Here is a 15,254-nt window from a genome sequence, read left to right on the forward strand (position 1 = left end):
CCGGTTGATCCGCTTCTACGTTCAGGCTACTCGTCGAAATCAGAGCACTGCAGTGTTGTGCATGGCAAGATGATCATTTTCCATGTGGGCTGAAATGTCCACCCTGTGGCTGCTCCGCCACCCGCGACTGGCGACGCAGATCCACCGGGCGATCCGGGATGCCATTGAGACGGGGAGCGGCTAGACCTAGGAGCAACTTTGGTGCCGTCGGGCTGAACGTCTGCAATCGGTCTTCAAACGTTAAAGCCGCCATTCCGCTATCGGGCCCCGAAACGGTCATTCCGGATGACAGGCTGCGTGAAGCGGTCCGCGCGGTGCAGGGTGGCGCAAGAACATGGTTCAGTCGAAGAAGCCCGCATCCTCTTCCCGGAGATGCTTCCTGGCTGCTTCGGCGTCGATGTCGAGGCCCAGCCCCGGCGCTTCCAGCAGGTCCACCATGCTGTCCTTCACGATCTGCGACGGCAGGCCGATTACGAGGTCCTCCCACCACGGGTCGGAGGCGCTCGGGTATTCAAACGCGATGTAGTTGGCGGGCAGGGTGGCGCAGACATTGATCAGCGCGCCGAGGCCTAGAAGGCCGTTCGCGGTGCCGTGCGGTGCCATCAGGATCGAGTGCATATAGGCGTGCTCGGCGACCCATTTGAGCTCGGCAATGCCGCCAATATCGGCCGGATCGGGACCGATGACGCGCACCGCCTGAGTTTCGATCAGCTCCTTGAAATTGTGCCGCAGATAGATCTGCTCGCCGGTATGAATTGGCGTCGAGGTGGAGGTGGTCAGCTCCCGATAGGCCTGCGGATTGACCCACGGCACATAGTCGCCGGTCAGCATGTCCTCGAGCCACATCAAATTGTACTTCTCGACCGCGCGAGCGAACTTGATCGCATCGGGCAGCATCCAGCCAGGGCCGCAGTCGAGCGCCAGGCTGACCTTGTCGCCCATCACTTCCTTCATCGCGATCACGCAGTCGAGCATGTGGTTGAAACCGCGCTCGCTGATCACGCCCTGATCCATGGCACCGTGATAGCCAGCCTTCTTCTGCGTCACGCCGTAATGGAAGCCCTCGACGGTGTCCTTCATGTTGGAGTGGAACGAGATCCCTTGCTTGATCATGAAGAAGTTCTGCGGCTGCTCCATCATCCATTTCACGTCAGCGGCGTAATCCTCCGGCCGGTCCCCCGTTCGCTTTTGGCGGATCGAGCCGTTATAGACGCGCACCTTGTCGCGCACCTTGCCGCCGAGCAGTTTGTAGGCCGGCACGCCTGCGGCCTTGCCGGCTATGTCCCACAGCGCATGCTCGATAGCGCTTACCGCCGCGCCATAGGGCTTGAAAGAGCCGCGTTGGCGGATCTTCAGCATCACCCGCTCGACGTCGGTCGGGTCCTCGCCGATCAGCGCCTCGCGGAAATGCAGCACCCAGGGTTTGAGGTAGGTCTTGGTAAACTCGACTTCGCCAAGGCCATAGAGGCCCTCGTCGGTAACGATGCGGACGATGGGATGTTTGCCGATGACGGCGCAGCGGAGGTCGGTGATCTTCATCTTCGGTTCTTTTCGCCTCAGCTCCAGGTGCGGTCCCAGGAATACTCGTTATCCCAGTGATCCGTGGGCTGCCAGATGCCGGTGACACCTGGCTGCAGATGCTGCGAGATTACCTCGTCGACGACGTCGTCAATCCCCAGGCCAGGTTTGTCCGGAACAGTGACAAAGCCGTCCTTCACGAGCGGCCTGGGAACGCCGGTGACGATATCGTCCCACCAGTCGACATCGGCAGAGTGGTATTCGAGCGCCATGAAGTTTTCGGTCGCGGTCGCCACATGTGCCGCCGCCATTGCGGCGATGGGACTTTCGGCCATATGGATGGCCATCGCGACGCCGTGGTCCTGGGCCATGTCGCCGGTCTTCTTGGTCTCGAGGATGCCTCCGCTGGTGAGCAGGTCCGGGTGGACGACCGAGACACCGCCAGTCTTGAGCAAAGGTTCGAAACCCTCCTTGAGGTAAATGTCCTCGCCCGTGCAGATCGGCACCGTGGTCGCGGCCTGCAGTTGCCGGTACTGCTCGGTGTACTGCCATGGGATCACATCCTCGAGCCAGGCCGGCACGTATTTTTCAATCCGCCTGGCGAGCCGAATTCCGTTCTGCAGCGAGATGTGGCCGACATGGTCAATGGCGAGCGGAATATCCATGCCGATCACATCGCGAACCTCGGCAATGTACTGCTCAAGCAGGTCGAGGCCCTTGTCGGAAAAGTGGAGGCCGGTAAACGGATGGGGGACGTTGTGCAAATCGTAGGCGGCATTGCGGGCGCGTCGCTCCTCAAGGGTCTTGACGGGGCCGCGGCCGGGATGAACGCGGTACCCTTCAAGTGAGCCGGCAGGGGACACGACCGCACCGGGTACATCCGCGATCTGCATCAGCCCCAGATCCATCTTGAGGAAGGTGAAGCCGAGCGCCATGCGCTGCTTGAGGCGCTTGCCGGTCTCGGTGCCGCTCGGCACGGTAGCGTCGGTGTCGCAATAGACGCGCACCTTCTCCCGAAACCGGCCGCCGAGCATCTGGTAGACGGGCACGCCGTAGGCCTTGCCGGCGAGATCCCACAACGCAATTTCGACCGCCGAGACGCCGCCGCCTTGCCGGCCGTGCCCACCAAACTGCTTGATCCGGCGAAACAGGCGGTCGATGTCACAAGGGTTCTCGCCAAGCAGCCGGCTCTTCAGCATCAGCGCGTAGGTGGCGCTGGCGCCGTCGCGCACCTCGCCAAGCCCGACGATGCCCTGGTTGGTGTAAATCTTGAGCAGGGTTGAGGTGAACGGCGCGCCGACGATTTCGGCTATCCGCATGTCGGTGATGCGAAGCTGGGATGGCTTGGAGTTCGCGTTCACCCGATTGAGCGCTTCGTCGGCGCCAGCTGTCTTTGCCATGACTTATCCTCGTTTCGGCTTGTCGCCCCGCACCCTGCGCCGGCACAGAGTGTTGCTAGCCCAGCTCGATCTCGTGGGCCTGCAGGTAGTCGCGGTCCATCTCAATGCCGAGACCAGGCTTCGACGTCAGCTTGAGGCTGCCGTTCGAAATGTCGAGTGGTCTGTCGATCAGGTGATCGTATTTGCCCAGGTTCCACTCCGACGTTTCGAGTTTGTAGAAGTTGGGAACAGTCATCATCACCTGCGCTCCCGCAACCACGTTGATTGGTCCCGCGGCGTCATGTGGCGAGACCGGCACGTAGTAGGCTTCGCACAGCGCAGAAATTTTCTTGAGTTCGGTAATGCCGCCGGTCCAGGTAACGTCGGGCATGATGTAGTCGGCGAGCCTGTTCTCAAGTACCGGCACGAAATCCCATTTCGTGTGGCCGCGCTCGCCCCATGAGATAGCGGTATTGACCTTCTCACGCACCTGCTTGAGGGCGTTAAGGCTCTCGGGCGGGCAGGGCTCCTCAAACCAGTCGATCTGGCCGGCCTCTTCGAGACTCCGACAGAGGCGAATGGCGGTGGGGACGTCGAAGCGGCCATGCGCATCGATGAGAATGTCGATATCGGGTCCTGCCGTTTCGCGGATCAGAGCCGTGAGCTCGGCGGCTTCGCGCTCGTCCTTGCGGGTCATGCTGCCGTCGAGGTAGCCGTCCCGCTGTTCGCGGGGCAGGCCATCGGCGCTGCGGCCCTGGTGGGGGTAGGGATCGAACTTGAGCGCAGTGTGTCCGGACTCGACAATGTCTAGAATTTCGCGGACCACAGCCTCCTTGCTGGTGAATTTGGCCTGGTTGGGATGGGTGTAGAGCGCGATCTCATCGCGTACCGGCCCGCCCAGCAGCTCGTAAATCGGCTTGCCGAGGACTTTGCCCCTGATGTCCCAGAGGGCTATGTCGATAGCGCTCACGCATTCGACGGCGGCGCCGCGGCTTCCCATGTAGGTGAAGCTGCGGAAGATCTTGTGCCAGAGATGCTCGATGCGCGCCGGATCCTCGCCTGTCACGGCGACGCCGATCTGCCGCAGGATCGTGCAGAGAGCGCGGTTGGCGAGCCTTGTCGTGGTGGTGATCTCTCCCCAGCCACTCACTCCCTCGTCGGTCGTCACTTCGACGAACAGGAACTCTCCCCAGTAAGAAGCATCGGACTTGATCAGCCACGGCCGAATGCTCGTGATTTTCATCTCAACTACCTTTGCCTGAAAATAGTCAGCTAACGATGGTTTTGGACTGGACATTCTATCCGGCCCGAGCCGCGTTGCGCGCTCGCATCTGTTCCAGAATATGCCTGCCCGAACCCTCGACATGGCGGGAAACGAGTTCGGCCGCCTTGTCGGCCTCTCCCGCCTTGACAAGCGCGATGAGTTCGCGGTGCTCGCGCATGATCGCGGCACGTCGCGCCAGCGTGAAATTGAAACGACGGCTCACGGCTCGCAGCACTTCGCGATGCTTCCACCAAAGCTCGGCGGCGTGGCGGTTGTAGTGCCGTTGGTACATCACGGTGTGGAAAGCGGTATCCAGCTCACTATGCCTGAATGTGTCGGCGAAGTTGTTCTCTTCGATCAGGCCCTGGAGACGTTCGAGTTCGGCGATGTCCTCGCCGGTAGCCATGTTCACAAACCATCGTGTCAGGGCTGGCTCGATCAGAACACCGATCTCGTAGATATCCCGGACAAAATCCTGATCTATGGGTCGGACGCGCGCCCCGCGGTTGGCGACAAAGGTGACAAACCCTTCGCCGCGCAACAGCTGCAGGGCTTCGCGCACAGGATTGGTCGAGGTGCCGTGACGCCGGGCGAGATCGGTGACGACAAGCCGTTCGTTGGGGGCGAGCCGTCCCTCGATGATGTCTTCCCGGATCAATTCATAAAGCGAGGCGCCCTCGCTGGAGGCTCCGATGGGATCGGTCCCCACCGGTGGCATCGCTTTGAAATCGCTTGTTTCGGCCAAGGCCGGCTCCCCATTTTAATACATACCTTGCCCGATATCACACACGGCTTTCGCAAACAATGTACGATTCTGCGCGTTGACAGGCAATCCATGATCTGAAAACGTACCAAGCGATCGACCGGATACACTGATCTGAAAGAAGCATCCTCGCGATCGAAACGAGCAAGGACCGCTTTAGGGCGGCATGGGAGAACCAGGGAGGATACCTATGACGAGAATTGCCCTCGGCAGTGCCGTCCTGCGCGGCACTGTCGCCACTGCTTTGATCGCATCCCTGACGTCTACATCGGCGCTGGGTGCACCGCCGGTCGACCTGAGCAAGTGGTCGCCGGAATATGTGCGCTCCATTGCGGGCACACAGGATTTTGACACGGCGGCCGATTGCGCCAAGGTCACCCCGCTCGATTACAAGGGGCGACTGACTTTCTGGTATCAGGGCGTGTTCGAGGGCGACCCCGACCTCCTGCGCCAGTACTACAAGGATTTCTTCGAGACCTTCCGCAAAACCTATCCGAACATCCAGCTCGAGGAACAAGCCCTTACCTATAACGATCTTCTCGACAAGTTCCGCACCGCGCTCCTGGGCAATGCCGCGCCGATGGCGGTTCGCCTGCAAATCCTGGGTGGCACCGAGTTCGCCTCAAAGGGCTATCTGCAGCCGCTCAAGCCAGAGGATGTGGGGTATTCGACCGAGGATTTCTGGCCCGGCGCCATGAAGGCCGTGACCTGGGAGGGCGTGACCTACGGCATTCCGACCAACAACGAGACGATGGCGTTCATCTGGAACGCCGACATCTTCAAGCGTGCCGGCCTCGATCCGAACAAGCCGCCCGCAACGTGGGACGACGTGGTCAAGTATTCCAAGCAGATCCACGATAAGCTCGGCATTGCCGGATATGGCCTCGTGGCTCGCAAGAATGCCGGCAATACGCCGTACCGCTTCATGCCGCAGCTATGGGCCTATGGCGGCGGCGTCTTCGACGAAGCGACGCCGAATCCAACCTATGAGCAGGTCCAGCTCGATAGCCCGCAGAGCAAGGCAGCGCTGCAAGCCTCCTACGACATGTATGTTCGCGACAAGTCGGTTCCGGTTTCGGCACTCACCAACCAGCAGGCCGATAATCAGCCCCTGTTCGTCGCCGGCCAGCTCGGCATGATGATCTCGCACCCGTCCGATTACAACGTGATGCTCGACCTGCAGAAAAAGGCGACGGGCACCGACAAGGACAAGGCGCAGACGGTCATCGACAACATGCGCTACGGCCTGATCCCGACCGGCCCCGACGGCAAGCGCGCCGTCGTGTTCGGCGGCTCGAACATTCACATCCTGAAGCCCGAATATGTCGAGGGCGGCAAGGTGGACGAGCCGGCTGCAAAGGCCATCATCTGCATGTGGACGAGCCCCGAATGGTCGCTGAAGATGGCCTACGCCGGCTCGAATCCGGGCAACCTCAACGGCTTCAAGACCAAGTGGATGAAGGAACGTCTGGACAACATCAAGTTCCTCGATGTCACGACGTCGATGCTGCCATACGGCATCCCGTTCCCAGCGCTGCCGCAGGCCCCCGAGATCATGAACATCATCATCCCGGACATGCTGCAGAACGCCCTGACCGGAGCGATGACCGTCGACCAGGCAGCGGACGACGCAGCCAAGAGGGTGAGAGAGCTGATGGGCGGACTCTAGCCCAGACCTGACCGGCTTGGCCGATGGTCCAGCCGGTTCGTTCCGAAGAATAAGGGCACGCCACAAGTGACGATCGTGACCGGCAAGGCCGAGGCTCGCCGAAGATTGCAACCCGGTACCGCCGGCGCGCTGCGGAAGATCTGGCAGCATCGCGCGGACTACGCGTACGTGCTCCCGGCGATCGCCGTGATGCTCATCGTCATCGCCTATCCGATCTACTACACGGTCGAGCTGTCGTTCTTTAAGACACCGCCTGGCCTGCAGCTCCGCGATAAGACCTTCATCGGCTTCGACAACTACACGACCATCCTCACCAGTCAGGTGTTCTGGAAAGTCACCTGGAACACTTTGATCTGGACACTGGGGTCAACTTTCATCTCCTTTGTTCTGGGGTTTGCCACAGCGCTGGCGCTCCACCGCGACTTCATCGGCCGTGGCGTCTTGCGCGCTGTCCTGATCATCCCTTGGGTCATCAGTGCCGTCGCCGCCTCCTACATCTGGAAGTGGATCTACCATTCGGACTTCGGAATCATCGGCGCGGTGCTGGTTGGCCTCGGATTGGCCGACCAGCCGCCGAATTTCATCGACAATGTCAGCACGGTGCTGCCCTCCCTGATCGTCGTCAATATCTGGCGCGAGTTTCCGTTCGCCATGATCATGATGATGGCCGGCCTGCAGACAGTCCCCGACCAGTTGCTGCGCGCCGCAAAAGTCGACGGTGCCAATGCATGGCAGCGCTTTTGGCACGTCACCTTCCCGCACTTGCGCAACGTCTCGGTGGTGACGATGCTGCTGCTCGCGGTGGCCAACTTCAATTCCTTCATCATCCCCTGGATCATGACCGGCGGCGGGCCGTCGAATGCATCGCATATCTGGATAACCCATATTTATGAGCTCGCCTTCGGACGGCAGCGCTGGGGCGTGGCATCGGCCTATTCGGTGCTCCTGTTCCTCACACTGATGACGCTGGGCTACTTCTACGTCCGTGCGTTAAGCGGCAACGAACGGAAAGAGGGGAGCGCATGAGCACGATTGCCGAGACAGCCCCTCGAGCCCAGGCCCGTCGCCGCATGCGCGTCGACGGATGGCGGTGGGCCGGGCGCATATTCCTCGTGTTCATGCTGCTTTATACCGCGTTGCCGATGATCTGGATGCTGATCACCTCGATCAAGTCCGGATTCGCGGCGACACAATTCCCGCCGCAATGGTGGCCGGACGAACCTACCCTCGCCAGCTACCAGAAACTGCTCGATCCGCAGAACAGCGTCGGCCAGGACTTCCTCCGCTTCTTCTGGAACAGCCTTTTCGTGTCGACCGTCACGACAATTCTTTCGGTGATCGTGGCTGTCCCTGCGGCCTACGCGTTTTCGCGCTTCAGTTTCCCCGGCCGGAATTTCCTGTTCTTTGCCGTGCTGCTGCGCAATATGTTCCCGGCGGTGATCTTTCTCGTGCCACTCTTCATCCTGATGCGCGCCATCGGTCTGATAAACACGCACGGCTCGCTGATCCTCACCTATCTCACCTTCGGCCTGCCGCTGGCGATCTGGCTGCTCAAGGGCTTTTACGACAACATCCCGGTGCAGCTTGAGCAGGCGGCGCGCATTGATGGCGCCACACGGTTCCAGGCCTTCATCATGATCGTGATGCCGCTCTCGACGCCGGGGATTATCGCCACCGCAATCTATTCCTTCATCGGCGCGTGGAACGAGTACATCTACGCCTACACCTTCCTCTCCAAGAACGAGCAGTTGACGCTGCCGGTCGGCATCCAACGCTTCTTCTCGGAAAATACGACGGACTTTCCGGGCCTGATGGCGGCGAGCTTCATGATGAGCGTGCCCGTCGTGGTGCTGTTCCTGGTCCTGCAACGATACTTTGTACGCGCCCTTACAGAAGGCGCGGTCAAGCACTAGGGAGTTGCCGATGGCCCACGTGGTCCTCCAAGATCTCGTCAAGAGCTATGGCAGCTTCAAAGCTGTCAACCACGTCTCACTGACGGTCAATGACGGCGAGTTCGTTGCGCTCGTCGGCCCTTCAGGCTGCGGCAAGACAACCACGCTCAATCTCGTCGCCGGGCTGACCCCGATCTCATCGGGCGACATCATCATCGGCGAGCGGGTGGTCAACGACCTCGACCCCAAGGACCGGGACATCGCAATGGTGTTCCAGAACTACGCGCTCTACCCGCAGAAATCGGTCTACAAGAACCTGGCGTTCCCGCTTCAAATGCGCAAACTCCCCAGGGACGAGATCGACAAGAAGGTCAAGGAAGCGGCGCGAGTGCTCGACATGACGCATCTGCTCGAGCGCAAGCCGCGCGAACTTTCGGGCGGACAGCAGCAGCGTGTGGCCCTTGGCCGTGCCCTCGTTCGCGACCCCGCCGTGTTCCTCATGGACGAGCCACTGTCTAACCTCGATGCCAAACTGCGCGTGCAGATGCGGTCGGAGATCAAGCGTTTCCACCAGGACCTCAAGGCGACGATCATCTATGTGACGCACGACCAGCTCGAAGCCGTGACCATGGCTGACAAGATGGCGGTGATGAATGGCGGCTACCTGCAGCAATACGATTCACCGGCGCAGGTCTTTGCCCATCCGGTGAACATGTTCGTGGCCAGCTTCATCGGCAGCCCGGCGATGAGCCTTATTCCGCTAGAGGCCTCGATGGCAAACGGCAACACGGTGTTGACCGGCGCCGAGGGCTGGCGCCTTGAGCTCTCAGCGCGCAATGCCCAGAAGGTGGCGAAAGCGACGACCCGGAAAGTCGTGCTCGGCGCACGTCACTCGACGATCAAGCTCCACAAGAGTGCGGTACCAGGCAGCGTCCCTGCCAAGGCCTATACGGTGGAGCCGACCGGCGACGTCACCTTTGTTCAGGCGTTCCTGTCCGGCGCCATCGTCAACGTCAGCGTGCCGCCGAACATTGCCGTCGCGCCCGACGAGCAGATCTGGCTCGAGTTCGACCAGGAGCGGATGCATCTGTTCGACGGCGAAACTGAAATGGCCCTCAAGGCCAACTGAGATAGCGCGAATGCGCGTGAAACGTGGGCGTGGATGACTGAGAAGCTTAAGATCACCGCGATCAAGCCCTATCCGGTGTGGGTGGGAACCCGCAATCAGATGCTCGTCAAGATCGAGACCGACCAAGGCATCTTCGGCTGGGGCGAGAGCGGCTTGAGCGGTCGCGAGAGGGCCGTGGCCGGCGCGGTCGAGCACTATCGCGAGTTTCTCATCGGCCGCGACCCGATGCAGATCGGGCGGATCTGGCAGGAGGTTTACCGCAGCCAGTACTTCGAAGGCGGGCGAGTCCTTCAGGCGGCGATTTCCGCCATCGACATCGCCCTTCACGACATCAAGGGCAAGGCGCTGGGCGTGCCGGTCTATGAGCTGCTGGGCGGCAAGCAGCGCGACCGCATCCCCACCTTCGCCTCGACCGGCGACGAGGCCGAAGGCGATGTTGCCATCGAACGGGCGCGCGAGCTTCGCGCACAGGGGTGGCAGGCAATCCGCTTCTTCCCTTTCGGGCAAAACAGCAAGGACATCTTCGAGCCGCGCGAGTCCATCGGCGCTACCGCGAGTATGCTGAACAAGGCGCGCGAGGCGCTGGGCGGCGACGTGGTCCTCGGTCTCGACTATCATCATCGGCTGTCGGTGGCAGAGGCGGCGAGCTTCTGCAACAAGCTCGGCCGCGGCGTGCTTGATTTCCTCGAGGAGCCGATACGGGCTGAGACGCCGGAGGCCTATGAATCACTGCGCACGATGACCGACATCCCCTTTGCCATCGGCGAGGAATTTGCCAGCAAGTGGCAGTTCCTGCCCTACATCGAGCGCGGCATCCATCAGTTCAACCGGATCGATGTCTGCAATGTCGGCGGGCTCACCGAGGCGATGAAAATCGCTGGCTGGAGCGAGGCGCATTATGTGGACCTGATGCCGCACAATCCGCTTGGTCCAGTGTGCACGGCCGCGACCGTGCATCTCGCTGCAGCGGTACCCAACTTCGCGTGGCTCGAGACCAGGGCGCCCGAAACGAAGCTGGGCTTCGACAATTCCGACTTCTTCCCCGTGCAACCACGGCTCGACGGGACCGATTACCCGGTCGGCGATCTGCCGGGGCTCGGCGTCGAGGTCAACGAAGTTGCGGTCCAGGCGCAAAGTCTGCGTTTCTGGGAAGCGCCTCACCTTAGGCGCCGCGACGGTTCTGTTACGAACTGGTAGTTCCATTCAATCGGAGTCCACAATGACGCATACTTCCGACATCATGCGGCCGCCTAAAGACCTGATCGACGCGCTAAGGGAGATCGGCGCCGCGACGGTGGCCGGCACGCTTGGCCACATGGGCTTCCGCAATCCGCACATGGTCGGTCCGGTGGCGCAAAACCACGGGAAATCGATCGTCGGGCCGGCGTTGACGCTGCAGTTCCTGCCGCAGCGGCCGGACCTCTTCACCGAGGGAGAATATGCCGATCCGGAGACGCAACTGCACCGGCACGTGCTCTATCACGCGCAGGAGGGCGATGTGGTCGTGGTCGACGCGCGCGGCGACATGAGCTCGGGCGTCTTCGGCGATATGATGTCGACCTATTTCAAGGGCAGGGGTGGGGCGGGTATCGTCATCGACGGATGCATGCGCGACCGGCCCAATGTCGAAAAGCTCGACCTGCCCCTATGGCTGCGCGGCTGGACGCCAAACTATCATGTGCAGACCAGCATCTATCCCAATGCCGTCAACGTCCCGATTGCCTGCGGCGGTGTCACGGTGATCCCCGGCGACATCATCGTCGCCGACGACGACGGCGTGGTGGTGCTTCCCGTCGTAATGGCCCCGAAGGTGATCGAAGAATCACAGAAGCATCACGATTGGGAGGAGTTCTCGCGAGCGAAGCTCATGGAGGGCGGGCCGTTGCAACGCTACTATCCGTTGCATGACGATGCCCGCGGGGAGTACGAGGAGTGGCGCAAAACAAACCGCCCCGAGAACCCGAGTTAGTCAGCAGGCCTTGGCGATCAGTTTTGCCAGGCAATCGGCAGCCTCAGTCCCCGGCACGCCAAGATCTCTGACACTGTCCATGTGGTTGCGGTTCGGGAGCACATGCGACGTTACTAGCGATCCCTGCCGCAGCAAGCTTGCTTTGAATCGATCGGCTTGCTGATGGAAGGGTGGCGTCTCATTGGCTCCGACCAGAACCGCCGTCTTGGTTTGAGGATCATGCCGACAAGCGAGAGGTGTGAACATGGCGACTTCCTCGTCGGTGATTCCAATCTCGTTGGCGAGAAAGGAATCCTGGAGCGGCTTCAAATCATAGAGCCCGCTCAACAGAAGGGCTGCCCTCACATTCGAGGGGGTATGCTCTCCCTCGAACAGAAACGTTGCAAGATGTGCTCCTGCCGAATGACCACTGACAGTCAGGGCCATCGGGTTTCCACCATGATCGGCGATGTTGGCCAGGACCCACTGCTTGGCGCGGCGCACCTGGTCGACGATCCTCGCCATTCTGACCTTGGGCATCAGAGCGTAATCAAGGATGACGGCAATGGCCCCGGCCTGGGTAATCGTCGTCGCCATATATGAATAATCGCGCTTGGAGAACATTCTCCAGTAGCCGCCGTGGACAAAGACGTGCACTGGCAGGGCCGTTCTTTTGCCTGCGGGGAAGAACAGGTCCATGGTTTCGGTCGGATCCGGTCCGTAGGCCACGTCCGCGGTCATCGCAATAGTGGCGCGGGCGGCCTTGCTGCGATCAACGAAGTCCTGCACGATTTCGTCAAATTCCGCGACGTGGTCGCGGATGCGAAAGGGGTCGCCTTGCATTCTTCTGCTCACATGCTGATGGCGAGGTATTTCGCCTCCATGAATTCCGCAATGCCGTGATGCTGCCCTCCCTCGCGGCCGAGCCCGCTCTGCTTGACGCCGCCGAAGGGGGCAGCCGGATCGGACATCAGCCCGCGGTTGAGAGCAATCATCCCGGCCTCGATCCGGGAGGCCACCCGCATCCCGCCCGCCAGATCGCGCGTGTAGATGTAGGCAGCAAGCCCATATTCAGTGTCATTGGCGCGCGCGATGACCTCGGCCTCGGTTTCGAAGCTGGAGATTGGCGCCACCGGCCCGAATATCTCCTCATGCGCCATCTTTGCGTCGCCTGGCACGTCGCGAAGCACTGTCGGAGGGTAGAAGAAGCCACGTCCGGGCAGGACTGAGCCGCCGCACATGACCCGCGCGCCGCGTGCGACCGCGTCGGTGACAAGGCGGTCTATCTTCTCGACCGCCTTTTTCGTAATCATTGGCCCGCATTCCGTGTCCGGATCAGTGCCGGGGCCGACCTTGAGCGACGACATCCGCTTCTCGAGGCCATCCGAAAAGGCTTCGTAGATGCCGGATTGCACGTAGAGGCGGTTCGCGGCGGTGCAGGCCTCGCCGGCGTTGCGCATCTTGGCCACCATTGCGCCATCGAGCGCCGCTTCGAGATCGGCGTCGTCGAACACGATAAAAGGGGCATTGCCTCCGAGCTCCATCGAACACGAAACCACATGCCTGGCAGCTTCTGCCAGCAGAGCGCGACCCACACCCGTCGAGCCGGTGAAGGAGAGTTTGCGCACTCGCGGATCGGCCAGCATGGCGGCTGTCAAAGGCCCGGGACTGGAAGTTGTCAGGACGTTGACCACCCCCGGTGGAACGCCTGCGTCCTGGTAGAGCGCAGCCAGCGCGTAGGCGGTAAGCGGGGTCTCACTGGCCGGCTTCAGGATCACCGTGCATCCAGCGGCAAGTGCCGGCGCGATCTTGCGCGTCGCCATTGCGGCAGGAAAATTCCAGGGCGTGATCAGGACGCAGATGCCGATCGGTTCGTAGTCGACCACGATGCGGTTGGTGCCGGAAGGCGCAGTACCGAATTCACCGGTAATGCGAACCGCCTCCTCGGCATTCCAACGGAAAAACTCCGCTGCGTAAGCGATCTCGCCTCGGGCATCCCGCAGGGCCTTGCCATTTTCCAATGCGATGAGAGTAGCCAGCGCTTCCGATCGTTCCGTCATCAGTTCAAAGCAGCGTCGGAGGATCTCGGAGCGCTTTCGCGGCGACGTTGTCCGCCAGCCATGGGCTGCCTTGGCAGCGGCGGCAACGGCGGCGGCCGCGTCCTCCAAGGTCGCATCGGGTACGGCAGCGATGATGGCTTCCGTCGAGGGATCGATAACCGGAATTACCTTGCCATCCGCGGACTGCCGCCATTGGCCGTCAATATAGAGCCCGTGCGAAATTGTGTGGAAGTCGCTGACGCCCTGATCATCCGACAGAACCTGTGAAAACGTGTTCATCTCGATATTCCCGATTGTTTACACGGCGCAGCTGGCGAGGTCGCCATCAAAGGCGGCCTGGACCAGGCGTCGCATGGACCTCAAATCGAATGGCCGCGGATTGTTCTTGATGAGGCGCTCGATACCGATCGCTTGTTCCGCCGTCCAATCGAGCTTGTCGGCGGGCAGCCCTAGCTCGGCCAACGAGGGGGTGATCCCGATTGCCCCAAACAGGCGACTGACCTCGCCAATGGTCGCGTCGGCCAACTCGTCCGGCGTCCGGCCCTTTCCATCGAGGCAGAGCGCGCTGGCGATCTCGGCCATCTCGGTCGCTGCGGCTGTTCTGTTGTACTTCATGACATACGGCAACATGGTGGCGACACCCAATCCGTGAGCGGTGTGGGTTATCGCGCCGACCGGATATTGTACGGCGTGCGCTGCCGCCGTGCCGGCCGTTCCGAACGCGCAGCCGGCTGCAAGTGCGCCCATCATCACGTCGGCCCGAGCGTCCTCGTCAGAGGGCCGGCGGTATGCCGTTTCAAGGCTTCGGCCAAGCAGCTTGATCGCCAGCAGGGCGAAATGGTCGGTCAAGGCGGTTTTGCCGATAAAGACATGTTTCTGCGGAAGGCCGGGATCGGTTCCGCGCCTGGCGGCGGTGAAGGCCTCGATTGCATGCGTCAGCGCATCGGCGCCTGCGATCGCCGTCAATCCCGGCGGGCATGTCATCGTCAGTTCAGGGTCGCATATGGCTGCGGCCGCGATCAGATAAGGGCTGGAGATGCCGACCTTCAGTGTGCGATCCGGATCTGAGATCACGGCAACCGGGGTCACTTCAGAGCCGGTCCCGGCTGTCGTCGGCACCGCGATCAACGGCAGCGTTGGACCGGGCACCTTGAACTCGCCGTAGTAATCCTGGAGCTGACCGCCGTGGCTGATGAGCAACGCGGCGCATTTGGCCATGTCGAGACAACTGCCGCCGCCAATGCCGATCACCATGTCGGGCGCGAACTTCCGCGCCTCCTTAACGCAGACGGCAACCGTGTCTCGGGGAACGTCGGGTAGTACTCGGTCATGCACCAGCACATCTATCGCGGCGGCTCGCAGCGCCGCGACAATCTCTGCGAACGAGCCCGTTGCGGCAAAACGTTCATCGGTGCAGACGAGCGCGCGACGCCCGAGCCTGGCCGCGACAACCGGAATGACGTGGCGTTGGCCCTTCCCGAAGAGGATTTCGCGCGGCAGCCTTATGGCAGCGAAAAGGGTCATGACCTGCGTCCTATGATGATGTCTGGAAAGGCTGCGGGCGCGGCACGCTGCTCCCGCAGAACCACCGCTAGCGCCATTGCTTCGTCTCGTAACCGCGGCAAATGATAT

13 protein-coding genes are annotated in these 15,254 nt (G+C 61.4%); 6 read left to right on the plus strand and 7 right to left on the minus strand.

Annotation, left to right across the window (positions count from 1 at the left end; all coding sequences use genetic code 11):
* Positions 1-339 precede the first annotated feature (339 nt).
* Genes NKI63_RS24925 through NKI63_RS24940 form a run of 4 tightly spaced genes read right to left on the minus strand, consistent with a single transcriptional unit; the run spans position 340 to position 4,906 of the window.
* The gene (locus NKI63_RS24925; RefSeq protein ID WP_352778852.1) at positions 340-1,539 is read right to left on the minus strand and encodes a mandelate racemase/muconate lactonizing enzyme family protein; all 1,200 of its coding nucleotides are present in this window, start codon (positions 1,537-1,539) and stop codon (positions 340-342) included.
* Between the two features lie 17 nt (positions 1,540-1,556).
* Positions 1,557-2,918 carry a mandelate racemase/muconate lactonizing enzyme family protein gene (locus NKI63_RS24930; RefSeq protein WP_352778850.1) on the minus strand — a complete coding sequence of 454 codons (1,362 nt, stop codon included), beginning with the start codon at positions 2,916-2,918 and terminating at the stop codon, positions 1,557-1,559.
* Between the two features lie 55 nt (positions 2,919-2,973).
* Positions 2,974-4,140, minus strand: coding sequence for a mandelate racemase/muconate lactonizing enzyme family protein (locus tag NKI63_RS24935; RefSeq protein WP_352706358.1), 1,167 nt, complete (start codon positions 4,138-4,140; stop codon positions 2,974-2,976).
* 55 nt (positions 4,141-4,195) lie between these two features.
* Complete coding sequence (locus NKI63_RS24940) at positions 4,196-4,906, minus strand: GntR family transcriptional regulator (protein ID WP_352509048.1); 711 nt, start codon at positions 4,904-4,906, stop codon at positions 4,196-4,198.
* A 208-nt stretch (positions 4,907-5,114) separates the two neighbouring features.
* Here NKI63_RS24940 and NKI63_RS24945 point away from each other — a divergent pair, with 208 nt between their 5' ends.
* The 6 genes from NKI63_RS24945 (at position 5,115) to NKI63_RS24970 (ending at position 11,583) form a co-directional block, all read left to right on the plus strand.
* Positions 5,115-6,593, plus strand: a complete 1,479-nt coding sequence (locus NKI63_RS24945; protein WP_254819841.1) for an ABC transporter substrate-binding protein — start codon at positions 5,115-5,117, stop codon at positions 6,591-6,593.
* 66 nt (positions 6,594-6,659) lie between these two features.
* Positions 6,660-7,619 carry a carbohydrate ABC transporter permease gene (locus NKI63_RS24950; RefSeq protein ID WP_352509049.1) on the plus strand — a complete coding sequence of 320 codons (960 nt, stop codon included), beginning with the start codon at positions 6,660-6,662 and terminating at the stop codon, positions 7,617-7,619.
* The gene (locus tag NKI63_RS24955) at positions 7,616-8,506 is read left to right on the plus strand and encodes a carbohydrate ABC transporter permease (RefSeq protein ID WP_352509050.1); all 891 of its coding nucleotides are present in this window, start codon (positions 7,616-7,618) and stop codon (positions 8,504-8,506) included. The genes NKI63_RS24950 and NKI63_RS24955 overlap by 4 nt, the downstream gene beginning before the upstream one ends.
* Before the next feature lie 10 nt (positions 8,507-8,516).
* Positions 8,517-9,614 carry an ABC transporter ATP-binding protein gene (locus tag NKI63_RS24960; protein ID WP_352509051.1) on the plus strand — a complete coding sequence of 366 codons (1,098 nt, stop codon included), beginning with the start codon at positions 8,517-8,519 and terminating at the stop codon, positions 9,612-9,614.
* A gap of 33 nt (positions 9,615-9,647) precedes the next feature.
* Entirely contained in the window at positions 9,648-10,811 is a 1,164-nt protein-coding gene (locus NKI63_RS24965; RefSeq protein ID WP_352509052.1) for a mandelate racemase/muconate lactonizing enzyme family protein, read from the plus strand.
* 22 nt (positions 10,812-10,833) lie between these two features.
* Complete coding sequence (locus NKI63_RS24970; protein WP_352509053.1) at positions 10,834-11,583, plus strand: ribonuclease activity regulator RraA; 750 nt, start codon at positions 10,834-10,836, stop codon at positions 11,581-11,583.
* Here the strand turns inward: NKI63_RS24970 and NKI63_RS24975 are convergent, their stop codons facing one another.
* The 3 genes from NKI63_RS24975 to NKI63_RS24985 are packed head-to-tail and all read right to left on the minus strand — an operon-like array spanning position 11,584 to position 15,146.
* Positions 11,584-12,405 (minus strand): alpha/beta hydrolase, encoded by an 822-nt coding sequence (locus NKI63_RS24975; protein WP_352706352.1) that lies wholly within the window; start codon positions 12,403-12,405, stop codon positions 11,584-11,586.
* A gap of 8 nt (positions 12,406-12,413) precedes the next feature.
* Complete coding sequence (locus NKI63_RS24980) at positions 12,414-13,901, minus strand: NAD-dependent succinate-semialdehyde dehydrogenase (RefSeq protein ID WP_352778848.1); 1,488 nt, start codon at positions 13,899-13,901, stop codon at positions 12,414-12,416.
* 18 nt (positions 13,902-13,919) lie between these two features.
* On the minus strand, positions 13,920-15,146 hold the full coding sequence (locus NKI63_RS24985; protein ID WP_352778846.1) for an iron-containing alcohol dehydrogenase: 1,227 nt from the start codon (positions 15,144-15,146) through the stop codon (positions 13,920-13,922).
* Positions 15,147-15,254 lie beyond the last annotated feature (108 nt).

Origin of the sequence: Mesorhizobium sp. M0410 (assembly GCF_040321435.1) — a bacterium.
Lineage (GTDB): Bacteria > Pseudomonadota > Alphaproteobacteria > Rhizobiales > Rhizobiaceae > Mesorhizobium.